This window comes from Stenotrophomonas sp. TWI809 (genome assembly GCF_039673205.1).
Taxonomy (GTDB): Bacteria; Pseudomonadota; Gammaproteobacteria; order Xanthomonadales; family Xanthomonadaceae; genus Stenotrophomonas.
On sequence record NZ_JBDJLE010000004.1, the window covers coordinates 112,222 to 130,922 of the forward strand.

Here is an 18,701-nt window from a genome sequence, read left to right on the forward strand (position 1 = left end):
TCCGTCATACGTGGCGGTGGGCTCAGGCCTGTTCGGCGCTCGCCGCATCCAGCTGCTGCACATCCTGCGCCGACAGCGCGACCTTCGCGGCGGCCAGCACATCGTGCAACTGCTCGACACTGGTGGCGCTGACGATCGGCGCGGTGATGCCTGGACGGGCGATCAACCACGCGATCGCGATCTGCGACGGGCTCACGCCATGCGTGCTGGCGATGTCGTCCAGTGCGCCCAGGATGCGCAGGCCACGCGGATTGACGTACTTGTCCACCACGCTCTGGCCGCGCGCGCTGCTCTTGCCCGCATCGGCGGCACTGCGGTACTTGCCGCTGAGGAAGCCGCTGGCCAGCGAGTAGTAGCTGATCACGCCGAGCTGCGCTTCGCGCACTACCGCTTCCAGCCCGGCTTCGTAACCGGCGCGGTCGTACAGGTTGTACTCCGGCTGCAGCGTTTCATAGCGCGGCAGTTTGTAGTCGGCCGAGACCCTCAAGGCATCGCGCAGGCGCTCGGCGCTGTAGTTGGAGGCACCGATCGCGCGCACCTTGCCCTGTTCGATCAGGCGACCGAAGGCGGCCAGCGTGGATTCCAGCGGGGTGGATTCATCATCTTCGTGCGCCTGGTACAGATCGATCACGTCGGTCTGCAGGCGGCGCAGCGAATCCTCCACGGCGGCGGTGATGTTGTCGGCCGACAGGCCCGGGTGTTCGGACCACTTGGCCACCTTGGTCGCCAGCACCACCTTGTCGCGCTTGCCGCTGTGCTTGAACCAGCGGCCCAGAATGGTTTCCGACTCGCCCCCCTGGTTACCGGGCACCCATGCCGAATAGACATCGGCGGTATCGACCAGGTTGAAGCCGGCCTCGACGAAGGCATCGAGCAGGGCGAAGGAGGTCTTCTCGTCCGCACTCCAGCCGAAGACATTGCCGCCGAAGGCGATGGGGGCGACATGGAGGCCGGAACGACCGAGTTCGCGCGTAGCAGTCATGGGTGATGTTCTCCCTGGGAATCGTTTCCACAGAATACGGCCGGGGGGGTGACAGCGTTGCGGCAGCAGGCACAAAACAGTGTTCTGGATTGCTGCGTCGCACTAACGCTTTGTGAACACCTGTGCACGCTTGGCTGCTAGTCTCGCCGCATCCCGTTACTGGAAGCCCCGCCGATGAAAGCCCGTTCGTTGACCTGTGCCTGCCTGTTCACTGTCTCCACCCTGATGCTTGCCGCGCCCGCGATGGCGATCAAGCCCGCCGGCCCGAACGCGCAGGTCGCGATCACCCCGGCCGTGCAGAAGGCCGTGCAGGACAATCGCCGCGATCCGGCCAACGTCAAACGCGACGCGTACCGCCATCCGGCGCAGACGCTGTCGTTCTTCGGTGTCGCGCCGGGCCAGACCGTCATCGAAGTCACTCCGGGCAGCGGCTGGTATTCGGAAATCCTCGCGCCGCTGCTGCACGACAAGGGCCAGTACGTCGCCGCCGTGGTCGACCCGATGGCCGTGGCGGAGGGACGTGGCCGCGACTACCAGCAGCGCAGCCGAGATGGGCTGGACAAGAAGTTCGCCGGCAACGCTGCTGTGTTCGGCAAGAGCCGCGTGGTCGCCTATGACCCGAAGGCCCCGGTCTTTGGCCCGGCCAACTCGGCGGACGTGGTGCTGACCTTCCGCAACGTGCACAACTGGCGCAGCAGCGGCCAGGCCGAAGGCATGTTCAAGGGCTTCTTCTCGGTGCTCAAGCCGGGCGGCGTGCTCGGCGTGGTGGAACACCGTGCCAAGGCCGATGTACCGGCAGACGACAAGACCGGTTACGTGGGCCAGCAGCAGGTGATCGCGATGGCCAAGGCCGCCGGTTTCGAACTGGCCGGCAGCAGCGAGATCAACACCAACCCGCGCGACACCAAGGATTATCCGAACGGCGTGTGGACGCTGCCGCCGACCAACCAGCATGACGCGGCCGATGAGGCCAAGTACCAGGCGATCGGCGAAAGCGACCGCATGACGCTGCGCTTCGTGAAGCCGGGCAAGTAAGCGACCCGCATAAGACACCGCGCGCGGGCCATGGCCTGCGCGTCCTGTTCGAGATGAAGACCATCGGCTGACGCCGTCTGGATCGCGGCGGCGGCACGGGGATGGGACAATGGGCCATCCCCGTGCCGCTGTTGCCCCGATGCTGATCGCCTTCAACAAACCGTTCAACGTGCTGTGTCAGTTCACCGACCGCAGCCAGCCGCCGCGCGCGACCCTGGCCGGTTTCGGGCTGCCACCGGCGGTATACGCGGCTGGCCGGCTGGATTACGACAGCGAAGGCCTGCTGTTGCTCACTGATGACGGCGGCCTGGCACACCAGTTGACCGATCCGCGTCACAAGGCGGACAAGACCTATTGGGTGCAGGTGGAAGGCACAGTGACCGATGCGCAGCTCCAGGCGCTGCGCCGTGGCGTGCTGCTCAACGATGGCCCCACATTGCCGGCCGGTGTCGAGCGCTTGGAGCCGCCACCTGAACTGTGGCCGCGCACGCCGCCGGTGCGCTTCCGCAAGACGGTGCCCGATGCGTGGCTGGCGATCACGCTGCGCGAGGGCCGCAACCGGCAGGTGCGACGCATGACCGCGGCGGTCGGCCTGCCCACGTTGCGCCTGGTGCGTATCTCGATGGGCGCGCATGCGATCGGCGATCTGCAACCCGGCCAATGGCGGCAGATCGGATAATAAAAAACCGCCGGCAGAGACCGGCGGTTTCGATGCACGTGCGGTAACGCGTCAGCGGATCAGGCGTCGCTGCCGATATCGCTGGTTTCGTCCACCACGGTGTCGTTGCGGCGGTTGCGGGCGCTGATGCGCTGCGCCTGGCCGTTCACCACCCCACCGTTGGCGAGCTTCTTCTTCTGCTGCTTGCGGTACAGCGCATAGCCCAGCAGGCCCACGCCGACAGCGGCGGCGGCGATGGTCACGGCCGGATTGCGGCGCACCACCTTGGCGGCGACCTTGCTGCCGGTCTTGACCGCGCCGAGTGCGGCACCGGTCTTGATCCAGTCGGTCGCCTGCGGCCCGAAGTGACGCAGGTTGCTGCCGGCATGCTTGAGGCCGTCACCAGCGCTGCTGGCAATGTCCAGGGCACGCTCGAGGGCGCGGTCGGTAATCACAGTCAATCTGCTCATGGGGGGTCCTTGCCTAAAGGTTCTGATCCAGTGTCGCGCGGTGGCCGTGTAGGGCGTGTTATCCATTTGCTACGGCCGGATCACGACTGTAGCCGGTTCCCCGCGCTGCGCGCGCCACGTGCCAGGCGATGGTCAGGTGACAGCCATGAATGCGCGCATCGGGTGAGGAATGGGCGGCCTGCTCACGTGCCGCGCGGCTTGGCGCGGTGTGTTGCGTTCGCCGTCCAAGGATCGTCCGGCCACGGATGCCGGGGATACCGCCCCTTCATTTCCTTCTTCACCTCGGCGTAGGTGTTCGCCCAGAAATTGCGCAGGTCCTGGGTGACCTGCAGCGGGCGGCCGCCCGGGGAGAGCAGATGCAGCGTCAGCGGGATGCGGCCATCGGCGATGCGCGGGGTGTCGCTCAGGCCGAACAGTTCCTGCAGCTTGACCGCCAGCACCGGCGCCTGCGGCGTGACGCCATCGGCATCGAGCGTGTAGTGGATCGGGCGCTCCATCCCCGAAGGCACGGTGATGCGGACCGGGGCATGGCGATCGATCAGCTGGCGTTGCGCCCACGGCAGCGGTGACTTCAGCGCTTCACCCAAGCTGGATTCGTCGAGCGCGTCCAGGCGGGTCCTGCCGTTGAATGCGGGAGTCAGCCAGGTCGGCAGCGTCGCCAACAGCGCTGCGTCGGAGACATCCGGCAGTTCCAGCGCCGGCATCCATGCGCGCACCGCCAGTGCACGGGCCTGCCACTGGCGCAGCCCTTCGGTCCACGGCAATGCGTCCAGCCCCAGTTCGGCAACCGCATCGGTCAGCGCCTGCGCGGCGTGCGCAGGATCCACGCGACCGGCCGAGCGGCTGTCCAGCACGATGCGATCGAATCGAGTCTCGCGTCGCGCGACCAGCGCACGCTTCTCAGCATCCCAGCGGACCACGTCTTCCTGTTTGAAGCGATCGGGGAAATCACGGCGCAGGCGGTTCTCGTCCACCGGCGCGGCGCGCAGCAGCAACGCGTCGCGTGCTTCGTAGCGCAGCTCCACCGCGACCAGCCACGGCTCGCCACGCAGATCGCTGGGATCGAACAGGCGCGCGCTGCGGCCATTGGCCAGCAGATAGCGCAGCGGATCGGTCGGATGGCGGGCAGCAATCCGGTCCGGAAATGCATGGGCGAGCAGGTCACCGAGTTGATGCGCCTCGACCGACGCAGGGGGCGCGGCCTCACAGCGCAGGCGTCGCCGCCATTGCTTGCTGGCCGCATCGATCGCAGCCAGGCCCCCGCGGTTGGCATCGTGCGGCACGCGCCCCTGGCGGAACGCCGCCAGCGCACGCCACCGCGCAGCGAGTGCATCCCCCCCTTGCCGCAGCGGGTCGCGCGCTTCCACCAGCGCGGCCAGATCGCAGGCCAACGCCTGTTCGACACCCGCGCCGGCCGCCATCAGCATCGCGGCCAGCCGCGGGTGCGTACCGAGGGTCAGCATGCGCCGGCCCAGCGGGGTCAGCGTGCCGCTGCCGCTGAGCGCGCCCAGGCGCTGCAGCAGTTCACGGGCGGCGGCCAATGCACCGGCCGGCGGGATATCGACGAAGCGCAGGTCGTCACTGCCCCAGGCGGCCAGCTCCAATGCCAGCGAAGCCAGTTCCACCTGCGCGATCTCGGGCCGCCGCTGCGTCTCCAGGCGTTGCGACTGTGGCCACAGCCGCCATGCCCAACCCTCCGCAACGCGGCCGGCGCGGCCGGCACGCTGATCGGCCGAGGCCTGCGCGATGTTCACCACATCCAGACGCGCAAAGCCGCTGTTGGGGTCGTAGCGCGGCTCGCGTGCCAGACCCGCGTCGATCACCACCCGCACGCCGGGCAGGGTCACCGATGACTCGGCCACGTTGGTGGCCAGCACCACACGCCGGCGACCGCCGGGATCGGGCTGCAGCACCTGCGATTGCTGGTCCACCGGCAGTTCCCCATGCAGCGGCAGTACCTGCACGGCCGAATCCAGCACGGCCTGCAGCGCAGTCTGCACGCGCGCGATCTCGCGCTGCCCGGGCAGGAACACCAGCACGTCGCCAGGATGTTCGGCCAAGGCCTGCTCCACCGCGCGCCGTGCCTGCGGTTCCAGTGCCTCGTCGCGACGGGCGGGGAAATGCGCGATCGTCACCGGGAAGCTGCGGCCTTCGCTGCTCAATCGGGGCGCATCGAGGAACTGCGCCAGCCGCTCGCCATCCAGCGTGGCCGACATCACCACGATGCGCAGGTCCTCGCGCAGCTGCGACTGCACATCCAGCGCCAGGGCAAGGCCGAGATCGGCGGCCAGATGGCGCTCGTGGAATTCATCGAACAGCAGCGCCCCCACGCCTTCCAGCAACGGGTCGTCCTGCAGCATCCGGGTCAGGATGCCTTCGGTCACCACCTCGATGCGGGTTCGCGCCGAGATCTTGTTCTCGAAGCGGATGCGGTAACCGACGGTCTCACCGACGTCCTCGCCCCGCTGGCGCGCCATGAACTGCGCGGCGCTGCGGGCCGCCACGCGGCGCGGCTCCAGCATGAGGATCTTGCGGCCTTCCAGCCACGGCGCTTCCAGCAGGGCCAGCGGTACCTGGGTGGTCTTGCCGGCGCCAGGTGGCGCTTCCAGCACCAGTCGGGTGCCGCGCTCCAGCGTGGTCAGGATCTGCGGCAGCAGTGTGGAGATGGGAAACATCGGGGTACGCATGACACAAGGATACGGCGTCCGCCGCGCGCGCATTGCCAGCGGGCGTTCGGCGTGTTCCCCTGTGCCGCCCTGGAACCCTGGAGACCCGGATGCGCTGCGCGGTAGGTGTGCTGTTGTGGTTGACCGCAGGCGCGATGGCGTCGTTCACGGCCCTCGCTGCCGCGCCTGCCGCCACGGAGGCGGATACGGCGCTGCACGCGCCGTACGATGGCAATCACTGGGCGGTGCTGGCGCGGGCGCAGATCCAGGCGCGCTACCTGCCGGCGGGGTTGAGCGATGACGGCGCGATCCTGCGCGCCGTGGCCGATGGCACGTTGCGCGAAGCGGTGTACCCGAGTCTGCAGTTGGCCGACGATGTTGCCTTCATCACCTTGAAGGCACTGGCGCGCAGCACCTTGGACCGGCGCAAGGACATTCTGGGGCTGTGCCGGCGGACGGTCGGTTTCCATCTGCTGCTCGACGACACCGGTGACTGTGCTGACGATGCCGCGCGCCGCCTGCGGTTCGAGGCCGCCGCCGGCGGAGCGGTGACGTGCCGTGACTGCGCAGCGCTCGGCCTGCCCACGCGGTGGGAGCGCCATGATCGCCCCACGCGCGGGGCGTCCGATTGAGCCTGCCGGGGCGCAGGTACAATGGCCGGGTTTCCCGTCCTGCAGCAGCCCCATGCAACTGATCGATATCGGCGCCAACCTCACCCATGATTCCTTCGATCGCGACCGCGACGCCGTGCTGGCGCGTGCGCGCGAGGCCGGGGTGGTGCAGATGGTGATCACCGGCGCCAGCCGCGAGCACTCGCCGATGGCGCTGGATCTGGCCCGCCAGCATCCGGGGTTCCTGTACGCGACCGCGGGCGTGCACCCGCACCATGCGGTGGAATACACCGACGAATGCGATGCAGAAATGCGCGCGCTGCACGCCCATGCCGAGGTGGTGGCGGTAGGTGAGTGCGGGCTGGATTACTTCCGTGATTTCTCCCCGCGCCCGGCGCAGCACCGTGCCTTCGAGCGTCAGCTGCAGCTCGCCGCCGAGAACGGCAAGCCGCTGTTCCTGCACCAGCGCGACGCGCATGCCGATTTCATGGCGCAGATGAAGAATTTCGAGGGCCGGCTTGGCCCGGCGGTGGTGCACTGCTTCACCGGCGAGCGCCAGGAGCTGTTCGATTACCTGGACCAGGACTGGTACATCGGCATCACCGGCTGGTTGTGCGATGAACGCCGTGGCGCGCACCTGCGCGAGCTGGTCAAGCACATCCCGGCCAACCGGCTGATGATCGAGACCGATGCACCGTACCTGCTGCCGCGTACGCTCAAGCCATTGCCGAAGGACCGTCGCAACGAGCCGATGTTCCTGTCGCACATCGTCGAGGAACTGGCACGTGATCGGGGCGAAGACGTGGAGACCACGGCCGCCAACGCGACGGCGGCTACGCGCGCCTTCTTCCGGTTGCCTGACGCGGCCTGAGCGGGCAGGTACCGACCGTTGGTCGGTACGCGTGTCGGACCCCGCATTGGTACACCGCACCCACGACCGACGGTCGTGGGCTACCGCAGCGCGGAGCGTCCGTCGCCGTGAACCCAGGCGTCGTCCAGCCCTTCGCGATAGGTCGTGAAGCGCGGCTGCCACCGCAATGCGGCGCGCGTGGTGCGGCCGTCGATGCGCTTGTGGCTGGTGTAGAAGCGGCGCAGTGAGGCGGCCACCGCCGGTGCGTCCCACGCCTGCGCGGCGGGCGGCGGCAGCCCACTCAGCGTTGCGGCGTAGCCCAGCACGTCCTGCGGCGGCGCCGGTTCGTCATCGCTCAGCAGGTATAGCGCATGGCCGTCGGCCCGCTGCATCGCCGCCAGCACGCCGCTGGCCAGATCCTCCACATGCAGCCGGTTGAACACCAGCCCCGGCCGTACCACGTGCTTCGCCTTGCCCTGCGCCAGCTGGACCAGCGCATTGCGCCCGCGCCCATACAGGCCAGGCAGCCGGAACACGGCCGAGGCGAGGCCGCGGGCCTGCGCGAGGGCCTGCCACTGCTGTTCGGCATGCAGCCGTTTCAGGGCGGTCTCATCAGTCGCATCGGCGATGGACGTCTCAGTGACCCGGCCGCCAGCGCGGTCGGCGTACACCGCCGTCGAGGAGAGATAGCCGACCCAGCGCAGGGCAGGGCTGTCACTCAGCGCCTCGGTGAGCAGGCGCAAGGCCGGGTCGCCCTCGGCATCCGGTGGCACGGTGCAGACAAGGGCCTCGGCCGTGCGGATCGCCTCGCGCAGGTCCGCGCTGATCGGTTCGCCGGCGACGAGGCGGTGGCGGACCCATCCATCGTCCGGCGCATTCGCAGGATCACGCACGGTGCCGCTGCAGGCCACGCCGTGCGCGTGCAGCAGCGCGGCCAGATGCCGGCCGCTGTAGCCCAGGCCCAGCACCAGCACGCGGGAGGGCAGCGTGGCAGGCATGGTGCTCAGGCGCTGCGCAGGCGCTGGTAGGCCTGCAGGTGCGCATAGGCCACCGCCAGCAGCGGCGCCGCCTGTCCGGCTGCGCGTGCACGCACCAGCATGTCGCCGACGATATGCTCGGCCTCCACCTGCTGGCCGGCCTCCAGATCGCGCAGCATCGAGGCCTTCAAGGCCGAGCCGGCCTGGGTGGTCGCCGTCAGCGCGATCTCGCGTGCCTTGGCCGGAATCGGCTCGCCAGCCGCCTCGGCAACGGCCACGCATTCGTCGTACAGGCCGCGCACGATCGCCGCACCGTCATCGGTGGCCACGATCGTGCCGACATCGGCGCGCATCAGGCACGTCGCCGCCGCCAACGTGGTCAGGAAGGTGTACTTGATCCACTGCTCCTGCCCGATGGCATCGGTGGCGACGTGGTCCACCCCGGCCTGCACACAGGCTGCCGCCAACGCCAGCACGCGCGCGCTGCTGCCGGTGCCGTCGCGCTCGCCGAAGGTCAGCTTGGCCGCCGGCGCCAGGTGCAGCACCGCACCATCGGCGGCCTTGGTCGCGCTGATGAAGCACAGCCCGCCCAGCACCGCGTCGCGGCCGAAGCGCGCGTCGAGATCGGCGTAATGGCGCAGCCCGTTGAGGATCGGCAGCACCGTGGTGCGCGGGCCGACCGCCTGGGCGATCGCCTCGATCGAACTGGCCAGGTCGTAAGCCTTGCAGCTCAGGATCACCAGATCGAACGGCTCGGCGCTCGCCAGTGCGGGCAGCGCCTCGGCGGTGACGTGCTTGACCGGGAACGTCGCATCGCCCAGCGGGCTGCGCAGCACCAGGCCCTCGCGCGCCAGCTGCGCCGCACGCGCGGGACGCACAAGAAACGTCACATCCACACCGGCCTGGGCCAGCCGACCACCGAAGTAACCACCGGTTCCGCCGGCGCCGAGGATCAGGAGGCGCATCAGCTGCGCATCCCCACGCCCCGCTTCAACAACCACAGCGCCAGCGCGGTCAATGCGACCACGAAGCCGATCATCAGCGCGTAGGCCACCCACAGCGGCACGTCGCTGGTGCCCAGCAGCCCGTAGCGGAACGCGTTGACCATGTAGAAGATCGGGTTGGCGTGCGTGGCCGCTTCGGCCCAGGTCGGCAGCAGCTTCACCGAATAGAACACGCCGCCCAGGTAGGTCAGCGGGGTCAGGATGAAGGTCGGCACGATCGCCACATCGTCGAACTTCTTCGCGTACACCGCATTGATGAAGCCGGCCAGCGAGAAGATCGTCGCGCCCAGCAGCACCGTGGTCAGCGTCACCAGCGGATGCGGGATGCGCACGGGGGTGAAGAACATGGCGATGATCAGCACGATCACGCCGACCATCAGCCCGCGCAGCACCGCACCGGACACATAGCCCCACAGGATCACCCAGTTCGGCATCGGGCTGACCAGCAGCTCTTCCACGTGGCGGCCGAACTTGGCGCCGAAGAACGAGGAGCTGATGTTGCCGTAGCTGTTCTGGATCACGCTCATCATCACCAGGCCCGGCACGATGAACTGCATGTAGCTGTAGCCGCCCATCTCGCCCACGCGCGAGCCGATCAGCCCGCCGAAGATCAGGAAGTACAGCGTCATGGTGATCGCCGGCGGCACCAGGGTCTGGCCCCAGATGCGCAGGATGCGCGCCACTTCGCGGCGCACGATGGTCATCAGGGCGATGCGGTTGCGCTGGCCGTCGGTGATGACCGGGGTCGGGGTGCTGCTCATGCCACGTTCTCCTGGTTGCCGGTGAGGCGCACGAACAGCTCCTCCAGGCGGTTGCTCTTGGTGCGCATCGAACGCACGCGGATGCCAGCGGCGTTCAAGGCGTCGAACACGCGGTTGAGGTCCATCGCACGCGGCATGTCCACATCCAGCGTGTGGCTGTCGGTGGCGATCAGGATCGCGCCGTCGATCTCCGGCAGCTGGGCCGGCAGGCTGCCGTCGATGTCGAACAGGAAGCCCTCCACGTCCAGCTTGGCCAGCAGCTCACGCATCGGGCCCTGGGTGACGATCTGGCCGTGATTGATGATGGCCAGGTTCCGGCACAGGTGCTCGGCTTCTTCCAGGTAATGCGTGGTGAGGATGATCGTGGTGCCGGCGGCATTGATCTCCTTGAGCACCCGCCACATGTCGCGGCGGATCTCGATGTCCACCCCGGCGGTCGGCTCATCCAGGATCAGCAGGCGCGGGCGGGTCATCATCGCGCGGGCGATCATCAGCCGGCGCTTCATGCCGCCGGACAGCGTGCGGCTCATCACCTGCGCCTTCTCCCACAGGTGGGCGCGCTTGAGCTCCTCTTCGGCCATCTTCTCGGCCTCGGCACGGGCCACGCCATAGAAACCGGCGTAGTTGACCAGGATGTCGAAGGGCTTTTCGAACAGGTTGAAGTTGATCTCCTGGGGGACCAGGCCGATCAGGCGCATGGTGGCGCTGCGGTTGCGCACCAGGTCGCTGCCGAACACCTCGACCTGGCCCTCGCTGAGGTTCACCAGCGAGCTGATGATGCCGATCAGGGTCGACTTGCCGGCGCCGTTGGGGCCCAGCAGGGCGAAGAAGTCGCCCGGGGCCACGTCCAGCGAGACGCCCTTCAGCGCCTGGGTGCCGTTGTCATAGGTTTTGCGGAGGTCACGCACCCGCAGGGCGGGCGCGGCGGTGGGCGCGGGAGTGTTCTGGGAAGCCAAGCTCTTGCCTTCGCGCCCATGGGCTGGCGCTGGATAGGGGCGGGGAGGGGCTATTATAGAAGACCCCGAGGGCTTGCCCCGGCTACACACTGTCCCGAAAAGCCGTGCCTGTTCAATTCCCCCTCAAACTGGTCGACCGGCGCATGCTCGCCCCGACCGTCGGCCACTACCAGTTCCTGCGTGATGACGGCCAGCCGCTGGATTTCCAGCCCGGCCAGTTCATCCAGGTCCATTTCGAGTACGCCGACGGCACCGCCACCAAGCGCAGTTACTCGCTGGCCACCATTCACAACCACGCCCTTGGCGCGGGCGAAGCGGTCGATATCGCGGTCAGCTTCGTCCCCGGCGGCGCCGCCACGGCCCTGTTCGAGGGCCTGGACATCGGCGGCCACGTCAGCGCCAGCGGCCCGTTCGGCCGGTTCTGCCTGCAGCCGGGCGACCACAACGCCCGCTACCTGCTGATCGCCACCGGCACCGGGGTCACCCCGTACCGGTCGATGCTGCCGCTGCTGGCCACCGCCATGGCCGAGCGTGGCGTGGAGGTGGTCCTGCTGCAGGGCGCGCGCACCCCCGCCGAGCTGCTCTACAGCGACGACTTCTATGCCTTCGCGGCCGCCCACCCGGGCTTCCGCTATGTGCCGTGCCTGTCCCGCGAGCTGCCGGAGAACCCGCATCCTGACGTGCGCCACGGCTACGTGCAGCAGCATCTGGCCGAGTTCGCCCCGAACCCGGCCACCGACATCGCCTACCTGTGCGGCAACCCGGACATGGTCGATGCGACCTTCGAGGCGCTGAAAGAGGCCGGCCTGCCCACACCGCAGGTGCGGCGCGAGAAGTACGTCAGCAGCAAGTAACCCCGCTTCCCGGCGCGCCGCTGGCCGGTGCGCGGCAGCCAGGTGCCGCTGCCCGGTCCCGGACCGGGCAGCGGAGCGTCGTGGCGAGCGGTAAGATGCGCCGCGCGCCGCTTCCGCCTGGCTGACTCGATGCCCCTGCATTTCCCCACCATTGCCGTGCTCGGCTTCCTGCTGTGCCTGGGCATCGCCATGGGTTTTTCGTTGCTGCTGCTAGTGCTGCGTCGGCAGCCGGCGCTGCGGCTGTGGACGGCCAGCCTGTGGATGCTGTCGGTCAGCCTGACCCTGGTCGCGCTGCGGCCTTACCTGCCGCAGGTTGCCGGAATCCTGTCGGGCAACGTCGCGGTCGCGCTGTCCGGCGTGCTGATGCTGTACGGCGTGGCGCGCCATCTTGGCCGCCGACTGCCGGCGTGGCAGCCGGTGGCATTGACGGCCACCTATCTTGGCGCGATCGCATTCTTCCTGGTGGTCCATCCCAGCCTGGTCATCCGGCTGCACGTGTTCAGCGTGTTCGCGGTACTGCTCAACGGCTGGATGACCTGGCTGCTGCTGCGCCACGCACCGCCGGCGCAGCGCACCAGCTGCCGGCTGGCGGCGGCGGTGTTCGCCGCGCAGACGCTGCTGTACCTGGCCCGCCTGTTCCTGCCGGTGGCCCCGGATGCGGGTGACGACCTCCTGCGCGCGGGTGCGCCGGTCTTTGCCACGTATCTGGTCGGGCTGATCCTGGAGCTGGCGCGGTGCTTCGCGCTGGTGCTGCTGCTGGTGGAACGCATGCTGGTGGACCTGCAGCGACTGGCACGCACCGACGTGCTGACCGGCCTGCTCAACCGCGGGGCGGTGCTGGCCGACGGTGCCAGCCTGCTGGAGCTCAACCGCCGCCCCGGCCGGCCACTGGCGTTGCTGCTGCTGGACGTGGATCACTTCAAGCAGATCAATGACCGCTGGGGACATCTGGCCGGCGATGCGGTACTGCGGCATGTCGCCGACGTGCTGAGCAGCTGCGTCGCCGATCGCGAGCACCTGCTGGGCCGCTATGGCGGGGAGGAGTTCGTCCTGCTGCTGCCGGGGGCCGATCAGGCCCAGGCGCGGCAGTGCGCCGATCGCCTGCGCCAGGCGCTGCGTGAGTCGTCCGCGCGGCTGGACGGCATGCCGGTGCCGGTGACGGCGAGCATCGGCCTGGCGATCGATCAGGGCACAGGCGACATGGCGCGCCTGCTCGGTGCAGCCGATGCCGCGTTGTACCGGGCCAAGGCCGAGGGCCGCGACCGCACCATCAGCGCGGCGGCCTTGACGGTGCAGTGAGGTGCGCGGCGACGCCGCCGCCTTCCCCGGCACGGGGCCAGCCGTGTAAGTTGGGTCACATCGGCCACGCCCGCGCGTCGTGGTGGCATGACCTTCAACAAGGGGAAGTAAGGAAGATGTCTACACACCACCTGAGGCTGGCCGGTGCGCTGGTCGCCGCCCTGTGTGCCGGCTGTGCGCCGGTACCGGAAGATGCATCCGGCGCCGCCGCCGCTCAACGCCTTTTCGGCACGCTCGCGTTCCAGCCCTGCACCCTGACCAGCGCGCAGGCCAGCGCGAACGTGGAGGCACAGTGCGCCACGCTGCAGGTGCCTGAAAATCCGGCCGAACCCGACGGCCGCCGGATCGGGTTGAACATCGCCTGGCTGGAGGCCGGCAATGACGGCGCTGGCAAGGCCGACCCGGTCTTCTTCCTCGCCGGTGGCCCCGGCCAGGCCGCGACCGAGGTCGCCGCACCGGTGAACATGGCACTTCGCGATGTGCGCAAGCAGCGCGACATTTTCCTGATCGATCAACGCGGCACCGGCAAATCCAATCCGCTCACCTGCCTGGATGCCCAGGGCAAGGAGCTGCCGCTGGATGAGAACGCGGCGCCGAGCGCGCGCCTGATCGAAGACTATGCCCGCCGCTGCGCGCAGTCGCTGACCGGTCGCGCCGATACCCGCTTCTACACCACCACCGAAGCCATCGGCGACCTCGATACGGTGCGCAAGGCACTGGGCGTGGACAAGATCAACGTGATCGGTGGCTCCTACGGCACGCGCGTGGCACAGCAGTACGCCGCGCACTATCCGCAGCACACCCGCACCGTCGTGATCGATGGCGTGGTGCCGAACGACCTGGTGGTCGGTGGCGACTTCGCCAACACCTTCGAAGATGCGATCACCCTGCAGTCGGCGCAGTGCCGCCAGGATCCGATCTGCGCCAAGCGCTTCCCGGTGGACACCCGCACCCAGCTGCGCAACGTCATGGCCACGCTGGCCAGGGCGCCGGTCGAGGTCGAGTACCGCAATCCCGGCACCGGCCAGGCCGAGCGTGATGTGCTGACCGCCGATTCGGTGACCGGACTGGCCTTCATGTTCTCGTACATGCCCGAGCTGTCCTCGCTGCTGCCGGTGATGCTTGATGAGGCCGCGCAGGGTCGCTATGCGCCGCTGATGTCGCTGAGCAAGATGGCCAGCCGCACGCTCGGGGTGCAGATGAACCGTGGCATGCAGTGGTCGGTGCTGTGCGCCGAAGATGCCGATCGCTACCAGGAAGGCGCCCAGGGCGACCGTGTGCTCGGCCCGGAAGTGGCGCGCATGTTCTTCGCCGCCTGCCCGGCCTGGAACGCCGGTTCGCGACCGAAGGATTTCACCGCGCCGTTCGCCTCGACGCTGCCGGTGCTGCTGCTGTCGGGCCAGTTCGATCCGGTCACGCCGCCGCGCTACGCCGAGCAGGTGCTCAAGCAGCTGCCCAACGGGCGTCACCTGCTCGCCAAGGGGCAGGGCCACGGCACGATCAACGCCGGCTGCATGCCGCGCATCCTCGGCCAGTTCATCGACACGGCGGATGCCAAATCCCTCGACGCCACCTGCCTGGATACCCTCAGCCCGGTGCCCGCCTTCACCTCGTTCAACGGATGGGCCCCATGAACCGTTTCTCCCACCGCACCGGGGAGGTGCGCGCATGATCGTCGCCGAGAACCTGCATAAAGCGTTCAAGACCAAGACCGGCCTGATCCAGGCCGTCCAGAACGTCGGCTTCCAGGCCGAAGACGGCCGCATCACCGGCCTGCTCGGGCCGAACGGTGCCGGCAAGACCACCACCATGCGCATGCTGTACACGCTGATGAAGCCCGACCAGGGCCGCGTGCTGGTGGATGGCATCGACGCGGCGGTGGACCCGGTCGCGGTGCGTCGCCAGCTGGCGGTCCTGCCGGACGCGCGCGGGGTGTACAAGCGCCTGACCGCGCGCGAGAACATCGCCTACTTCGGCCAGCTGCACGGCATGAGTGCCGCGCGGATCCGCGAGCGCACCAAGGTGTTGTGCACGGCGCTGGAGATGGAGGACATCCTCGACCGCCAGACCGAAGGCTTCTCGCAAGGCCAGCGCACCAAGACCGCGATCGCCCGCGCCCTGGTGCACGACCCGCGCAACGTGATCCTGGATGAGCCCACCAACGGGCTGGACGTGATGACCACGCGCGCGCTGCGCGGGTTCCTGCGCGGGCTGCGTGACGAAGGTCGCTGCGTGATTTTCTCGAGCCACATCATGCAGGAGGTGGCCGCGCTGTGTGACCACGTGGTGATCATCGCGCAGGGCACGGTGATGGCCGCCGGCAGTGCCGATGAGCTGCGCGCACAGACCGGGGAAAGCAACCTGGAAGATGCCTTCGTCAAGGCAATCGGTACCGAAGAAGGATTGCACGCATGAGTTCGTTCGCCACGCTGTTGACCGTGATGCGCAAGGAACTGCGCGATCTCTCCCGTGACCGCCGCACGCTCGCGCTGACGCTGCTGCTGGGGCCGCTGTTGTACCCGGTACTGATCCTGGGCATGAGCAAACTGGCCGAAAGCCGGGTCAAGACGCAGATCGAGCAGCCGCTGGAAATCCCGATGATCGGCGGCGAGCATGCCCCCAATCTGGTGCGTTTCCTGGCATCGCAGGGTCTGAATGCGACCGAGGCACCGAAAGACCTCACCGAGGCGATCCGCAGCCAGCGCATTGATGTGGCGCTGCGCATCAGCCCGGACTTCGGCAAGGACTGGGCCGACGGCCGCCCGGCGCTGGTCGAGATCATCAAGGACAGCACCCGCCGCGCCGCCGATATTCCCAGCAGTCGCCTGGAGGCGGCACTGGGCGGCTACAGCCAGCAGGTCGGTGCGCTGCGCCTGCTGGCGCGCGGTATCGATGCACAGGTGGCGCGACCGCTGGACGTCGCCGCACAGGATCTGGCCACCGCCGAAGCCAAGCGCGGCATGATGCTGTCAGTGCTGTTGCCGATCCTGCTGACCATCACCTCGTTCCTGGGCGGCGCCTACCTGGTGATGGACACCACGGCCGGCGAGCGTGAGCGGCAATCGCTGGAGCCGCTGCTCGCCACCCCCGCACCGCGCAGTGCGATCGTCAGCGGCAAGATCGCCGCAGCCTGCGCTGTCGGTGTGGCATCGCTGTTGCTGACCCTGGCGGCCTTCAAGATCAGCGCGCAGCTTTCCTCGGGCGGGGTAGGCCGGCAGCTCAACATGGGTTTCCTGCCGATGCTGCAGATGCTGCTGATCATGCTGCCGATGCTGTTCATCGGTACGTCGCTGCTGACCTTCCTCTCGGCCGCCGCCAAAAGCATGAAAGAAGCCCAGAGCCACATGACCTGGCTGATGCTGCTGCCGATGCTGCCGGGGTATGCGCTGATGGTGTACCCGATCAAGAGTGAGCTGTGGCAGTTCGCGGTGCCGTTCCTGGCACAGAACCAGATGCTGCTCAAGATCATCCGCCACGAAGCGATCAGCCCACAGATGTGGGCGGTCTACCTCGGTGCGGGCTTCGGGCTGGCGGCGCTGTTCTGGTATGCCGCGGTGCGCCGCTACCATCAGGAGCGGTTGGCGATTTCGGGTTGATCCACGAAGAGCTCCGAAAGGGGCCCTTCTTCAGGGGTGGATTCGCATGACGACAGCGCGCCTCAGCGCTTGACCGGTGAGGCGCGGTCCGTGTTGGATACGACACATGGGATCACTGGTAGAGGCTGCACTCGCAGGCGATCTGCGCTTACCGCGATGCTGTCCGGCTAGATTGATGGGTGACGAGCTTTCGGAGATGGAGAGCGAGCCCGCCCATGCATATCGATGCCAATCTTGTCGTGTTGTACGTTTTCAGCGTGGTCGTGATGATCGCCATGCCAGGCCCTGTTGCGGTGTTCGTGGCAGGCACCGGCATCGTCGGTGGACCGAAGCTGGCGCTTCGGGCGATTGCCGGCACCAACGCTGGCTCCCTCGTACTGATCGTGCTGTCGATGCTGGTCGTCCAAGGGCTGCTGTCCATCAATGAGACGGTGTTTACCTTGCTCAAAGGCGGCGGCGCCCTCTACATCGGCTATCTCGGCTACCAGATGCTGCACGATGCCGGAAGGGCGGCGGCGGCCACGCCGGTGGCGACGCACGGGAGTTTCACAAAGGGCTTCGTGATGTCGATCTCGAACCCTAAAGACATCATCTTCTTCGCATCGTTCTTTCCGCAGTTCCTCGAGATCACGCCTCAGCCAACGGTGAGCCTGGGGCTGCTGACCGGACTGTGGATCGTGCTGGACTTCGCCACCCTGATGACGGTCTGCCTGTTGGTCCGGCGGTTGGTGAAACCAAACGTGCACCGGGGGATGCTGCGCGTCTCAGGCGTCTTGCTGATGCTGATTGCCCTGCTCGGCGTGGGGATGGCAGGGCGTGATCTCGTCAGCGCTGGGTTGCCCGCCACCATGGCGTTGCAAGAACCTTCGACTGCCCTATAGCGGCAGTGCTGCATGCGCCACTGAAATCAGAAAAAAGGCCCGGATCACTCCGGGCCTTTCGTCATACCAGCTTACGTCGCGATCAGCCGCCTTCCGGCGCGAAGGCAAGCGTGCGTCGGGTCGTAACCGGTGCGCCGACCGGCTCGAACTTCCAGCGTTTGACGGCATTGAGTGCTTCGCGGTCGAACACGCGGGCCGGGGTGGCGCGCAGCACGCGGGCGGCGGTCACCGAGCCGTCGGTGCCGACGGTGAGTTCGACCAGGACTTCGCCGGAGGTGCCCGAACGCAGCGCGTCGGCCGGGTAGCGCGGGGCGGGCGTGCTGACCGGGCGCAGGCTTGGTGCGGCGGCGGCCTGGCGGGTCGCCGCAGCCTGCTGGGCGGCCGCCTGCTGCTGGCGCTGTTCGGCCTCGCGACGGGCGTTGGCCTGGCGCTCGGCATCCTGCGTATCACGGCGCGCGGCTTCCTGCTGGGCAGCAATCTGGCGCGCGGCCTCGGCTTCGGTGGTCTGCTGCTGCGCCAGGCGCTGTTGTTCCACCAGCTGCTTGGCGCGGGTCTCGGCGTCCTTCTTGACCTTGTCGGTCTCTTCCTGGGTGCGCTTGAGCGCAGTCTGCATGCTGCCGCTGATGCCCTGCTTCAGGCGGGGCAACGCCGGGGCGGTCGGGTCGACTTTCTCGATCAGCGCGACCAGGCGCTGGGTCTCAGCGAAGTCTTCGCGGCCCAGGTTCTGCTCGGCGGCAATCAGGGTGTACGGCAGCAGATCGGTCAACGCGCTCTTGACCGAGGCATCATCCGGGGTCTTGTCACGCAGCGCCAGGTAATACTCGATGGCGTTGTCGCCGGCCGGGGCGTACATGCGGTTCTCGCGCAGCGCCTTGCCGGCCAGCTCGCGCAGTTCTTCGGTGCCCAACGATTGGACCTTGGCCGACACCGCCGGTGCGGCCGGCGCAGCAGTGGGGGCTGCCGGTGCCGCAGGCGCGGCCGGTACGGTTTCGTCCTTGCCCGAGCAGGCGGACAGGGCCACCAGCAGGATCATCGGCGCGAACAGCCGCGCCGGGCCATGAGTCTTGACGTGCGACATCCAACTCCCCTTTGAAGACGACG

At 68.0% G+C, this 18,701-nt stretch carries 18 protein-coding genes; 10 read left to right on the forward strand and 8 right to left on the reverse strand.

Annotated elements, in window-relative coordinates; translation table 11 throughout:
- Nucleotides 1-22: 22 nt before the first annotated feature.
- Nucleotides 23-982, reverse strand: a complete 960-nt coding sequence (locus ABE472_RS04775; RefSeq protein WP_313209455.1) for an aldo/keto reductase — start codon at nucleotides 980-982, stop codon at nucleotides 23-25.
- Between the two features lie 225 nt (nucleotides 983-1,207).
- Here ABE472_RS04775 and ABE472_RS04780 point away from each other — a divergent pair, with 225 nt between their 5' ends.
- Complete coding sequence (locus ABE472_RS04780) at nucleotides 1,208-2,017, forward strand: methyltransferase (RefSeq protein ID WP_313209539.1); 810 nt, start codon at nucleotides 1,208-1,210, stop codon at nucleotides 2,015-2,017.
- 139 nt (nucleotides 2,018-2,156) lie between these two features.
- Nucleotides 2,157-2,696 (forward strand): pseudouridine synthase, encoded by a 540-nt coding sequence (locus ABE472_RS04785; RefSeq protein WP_102788674.1) that lies wholly within the window; start codon nucleotides 2,157-2,159, stop codon nucleotides 2,694-2,696.
- Between the two features lie 59 nt (nucleotides 2,697-2,755).
- Here ABE472_RS04785 and ABE472_RS04790 read toward each other — a convergent pair whose 3' ends face one another.
- Together ABE472_RS04790 and hrpB are read right to left on the reverse strand one after the other, a co-directional pair.
- Nucleotides 2,756-3,145 (reverse strand): hypothetical protein, encoded by a 390-nt coding sequence (locus ABE472_RS04790; protein WP_102788673.1) that lies wholly within the window; start codon nucleotides 3,143-3,145, stop codon nucleotides 2,756-2,758.
- Between the two features lie 182 nt (nucleotides 3,146-3,327).
- Nucleotides 3,328-5,832: an ATP-dependent helicase HrpB gene (gene hrpB / locus ABE472_RS04795; protein WP_346465683.1), complete on the reverse strand. Its 2,505-nt coding sequence runs from the start codon at nucleotides 5,830-5,832 to the stop codon at nucleotides 3,328-3,330.
- Between the two features lie 89 nt (nucleotides 5,833-5,921).
- Here hrpB and ABE472_RS04800 point away from each other — a divergent pair, with 89 nt between their 5' ends.
- Together ABE472_RS04800 and ABE472_RS04805 are read left to right on the forward strand one after the other, a co-directional pair.
- Nucleotides 5,922-6,443 (forward strand): hypothetical protein, encoded by a 522-nt coding sequence (locus ABE472_RS04800; protein ID WP_346465685.1) that lies wholly within the window; start codon nucleotides 5,922-5,924, stop codon nucleotides 6,441-6,443.
- Nucleotides 6,444-6,495: 52 nt separating this feature from the next.
- Complete coding sequence (locus ABE472_RS04805) at nucleotides 6,496-7,293, forward strand: TatD family hydrolase (protein ID WP_313219337.1); 798 nt, start codon at nucleotides 6,496-6,498, stop codon at nucleotides 7,291-7,293.
- 80 nt (nucleotides 7,294-7,373) lie between these two features.
- On the opposite strand, the gene ABE472_RS04810 is transcribed toward ABE472_RS04805, so the two are convergent.
- From ABE472_RS04810 to ABE472_RS04825, 4 genes are read right to left on the reverse strand one after another with little or no spacing between them, the layout of a single operon-like run.
- A complete protein-coding gene (locus ABE472_RS04810) occupies nucleotides 7,374-8,270 on the reverse strand; it encodes an NAD-dependent epimerase/dehydratase family protein (RefSeq protein WP_346465687.1) in 897 nt (298 codons plus the stop codon).
- Nucleotides 8,271-8,275: 5 nt separating this feature from the next.
- On the reverse strand, nucleotides 8,276-9,214 hold the full coding sequence (gene panE / locus ABE472_RS04815; RefSeq protein WP_346465688.1) for a 2-dehydropantoate 2-reductase: 939 nt from the start codon (nucleotides 9,212-9,214) through the stop codon (nucleotides 8,276-8,278).
- Nucleotides 9,214-10,014, reverse strand: coding sequence for an ABC transporter permease (locus ABE472_RS04820; RefSeq protein WP_259261992.1), 801 nt, complete (start codon nucleotides 10,012-10,014; stop codon nucleotides 9,214-9,216). Before ABE472_RS04820 ends, panE begins: the two co-directional genes overlap by 1 nt.
- A complete protein-coding gene (locus tag ABE472_RS04825; RefSeq protein WP_121040818.1) occupies nucleotides 10,011-10,970 on the reverse strand; it encodes an ABC transporter ATP-binding protein in 960 nt (319 codons plus the stop codon). Before ABE472_RS04825 ends, ABE472_RS04820 begins: the two co-directional genes overlap by 4 nt.
- 104 nt (nucleotides 10,971-11,074) lie before the next feature.
- Between ABE472_RS04825 and ABE472_RS04830 the strand changes: the two genes are divergently transcribed.
- The 6 genes from ABE472_RS04830 (at nucleotide 11,075) to ABE472_RS04855 (ending at nucleotide 17,600) form a co-directional block, all read left to right on the forward strand.
- A complete protein-coding gene (locus ABE472_RS04830; RefSeq protein ID WP_313209440.1) occupies nucleotides 11,075-11,824 on the forward strand; it encodes a ferredoxin--NADP reductase in 750 nt (249 codons plus the stop codon).
- A gap of 129 nt (nucleotides 11,825-11,953) precedes the next feature.
- A complete protein-coding gene (locus tag ABE472_RS04835) occupies nucleotides 11,954-13,123 on the forward strand; it encodes a GGDEF domain-containing protein (protein ID WP_346465691.1) in 1,170 nt (389 codons plus the stop codon).
- Nucleotides 13,124-13,239: 116 nt separating this feature from the next.
- Nucleotides 13,240-14,757 (forward strand): alpha/beta hydrolase, encoded by a 1,518-nt coding sequence (locus ABE472_RS04840; protein WP_346463394.1) that lies wholly within the window; start codon nucleotides 13,240-13,242, stop codon nucleotides 14,755-14,757.
- 34 nt (nucleotides 14,758-14,791) lie between these two features.
- The gene (locus tag ABE472_RS04845; protein ID WP_313209434.1) at nucleotides 14,792-15,538 is read left to right on the forward strand and encodes an ATP-binding cassette domain-containing protein; all 747 of its coding nucleotides are present in this window, start codon (nucleotides 14,792-14,794) and stop codon (nucleotides 15,536-15,538) included.
- A complete protein-coding gene (locus ABE472_RS04850) occupies nucleotides 15,535-16,719 on the forward strand; it encodes an ABC transporter permease (RefSeq protein ID WP_121040808.1) in 1,185 nt (394 codons plus the stop codon). Before ABE472_RS04845 ends, ABE472_RS04850 begins: the two co-directional genes overlap by 4 nt.
- A 215-nt stretch (nucleotides 16,720-16,934) precedes the next feature.
- Complete coding sequence (locus ABE472_RS04855) at nucleotides 16,935-17,600, forward strand: LysE family translocator (RefSeq protein WP_070469951.1); 666 nt, start codon at nucleotides 16,935-16,937, stop codon at nucleotides 17,598-17,600.
- 82 nt (nucleotides 17,601-17,682) lie between these two features.
- Here ABE472_RS04855 and ABE472_RS04860 read toward each other — a convergent pair whose 3' ends face one another.
- A complete protein-coding gene (locus ABE472_RS04860; RefSeq protein WP_313209428.1) occupies nucleotides 17,683-18,678 on the reverse strand; it encodes an energy transducer TonB in 996 nt (331 codons plus the stop codon).
- Between the last annotated feature and the right edge of the window lie 23 nt (nucleotides 18,679-18,701).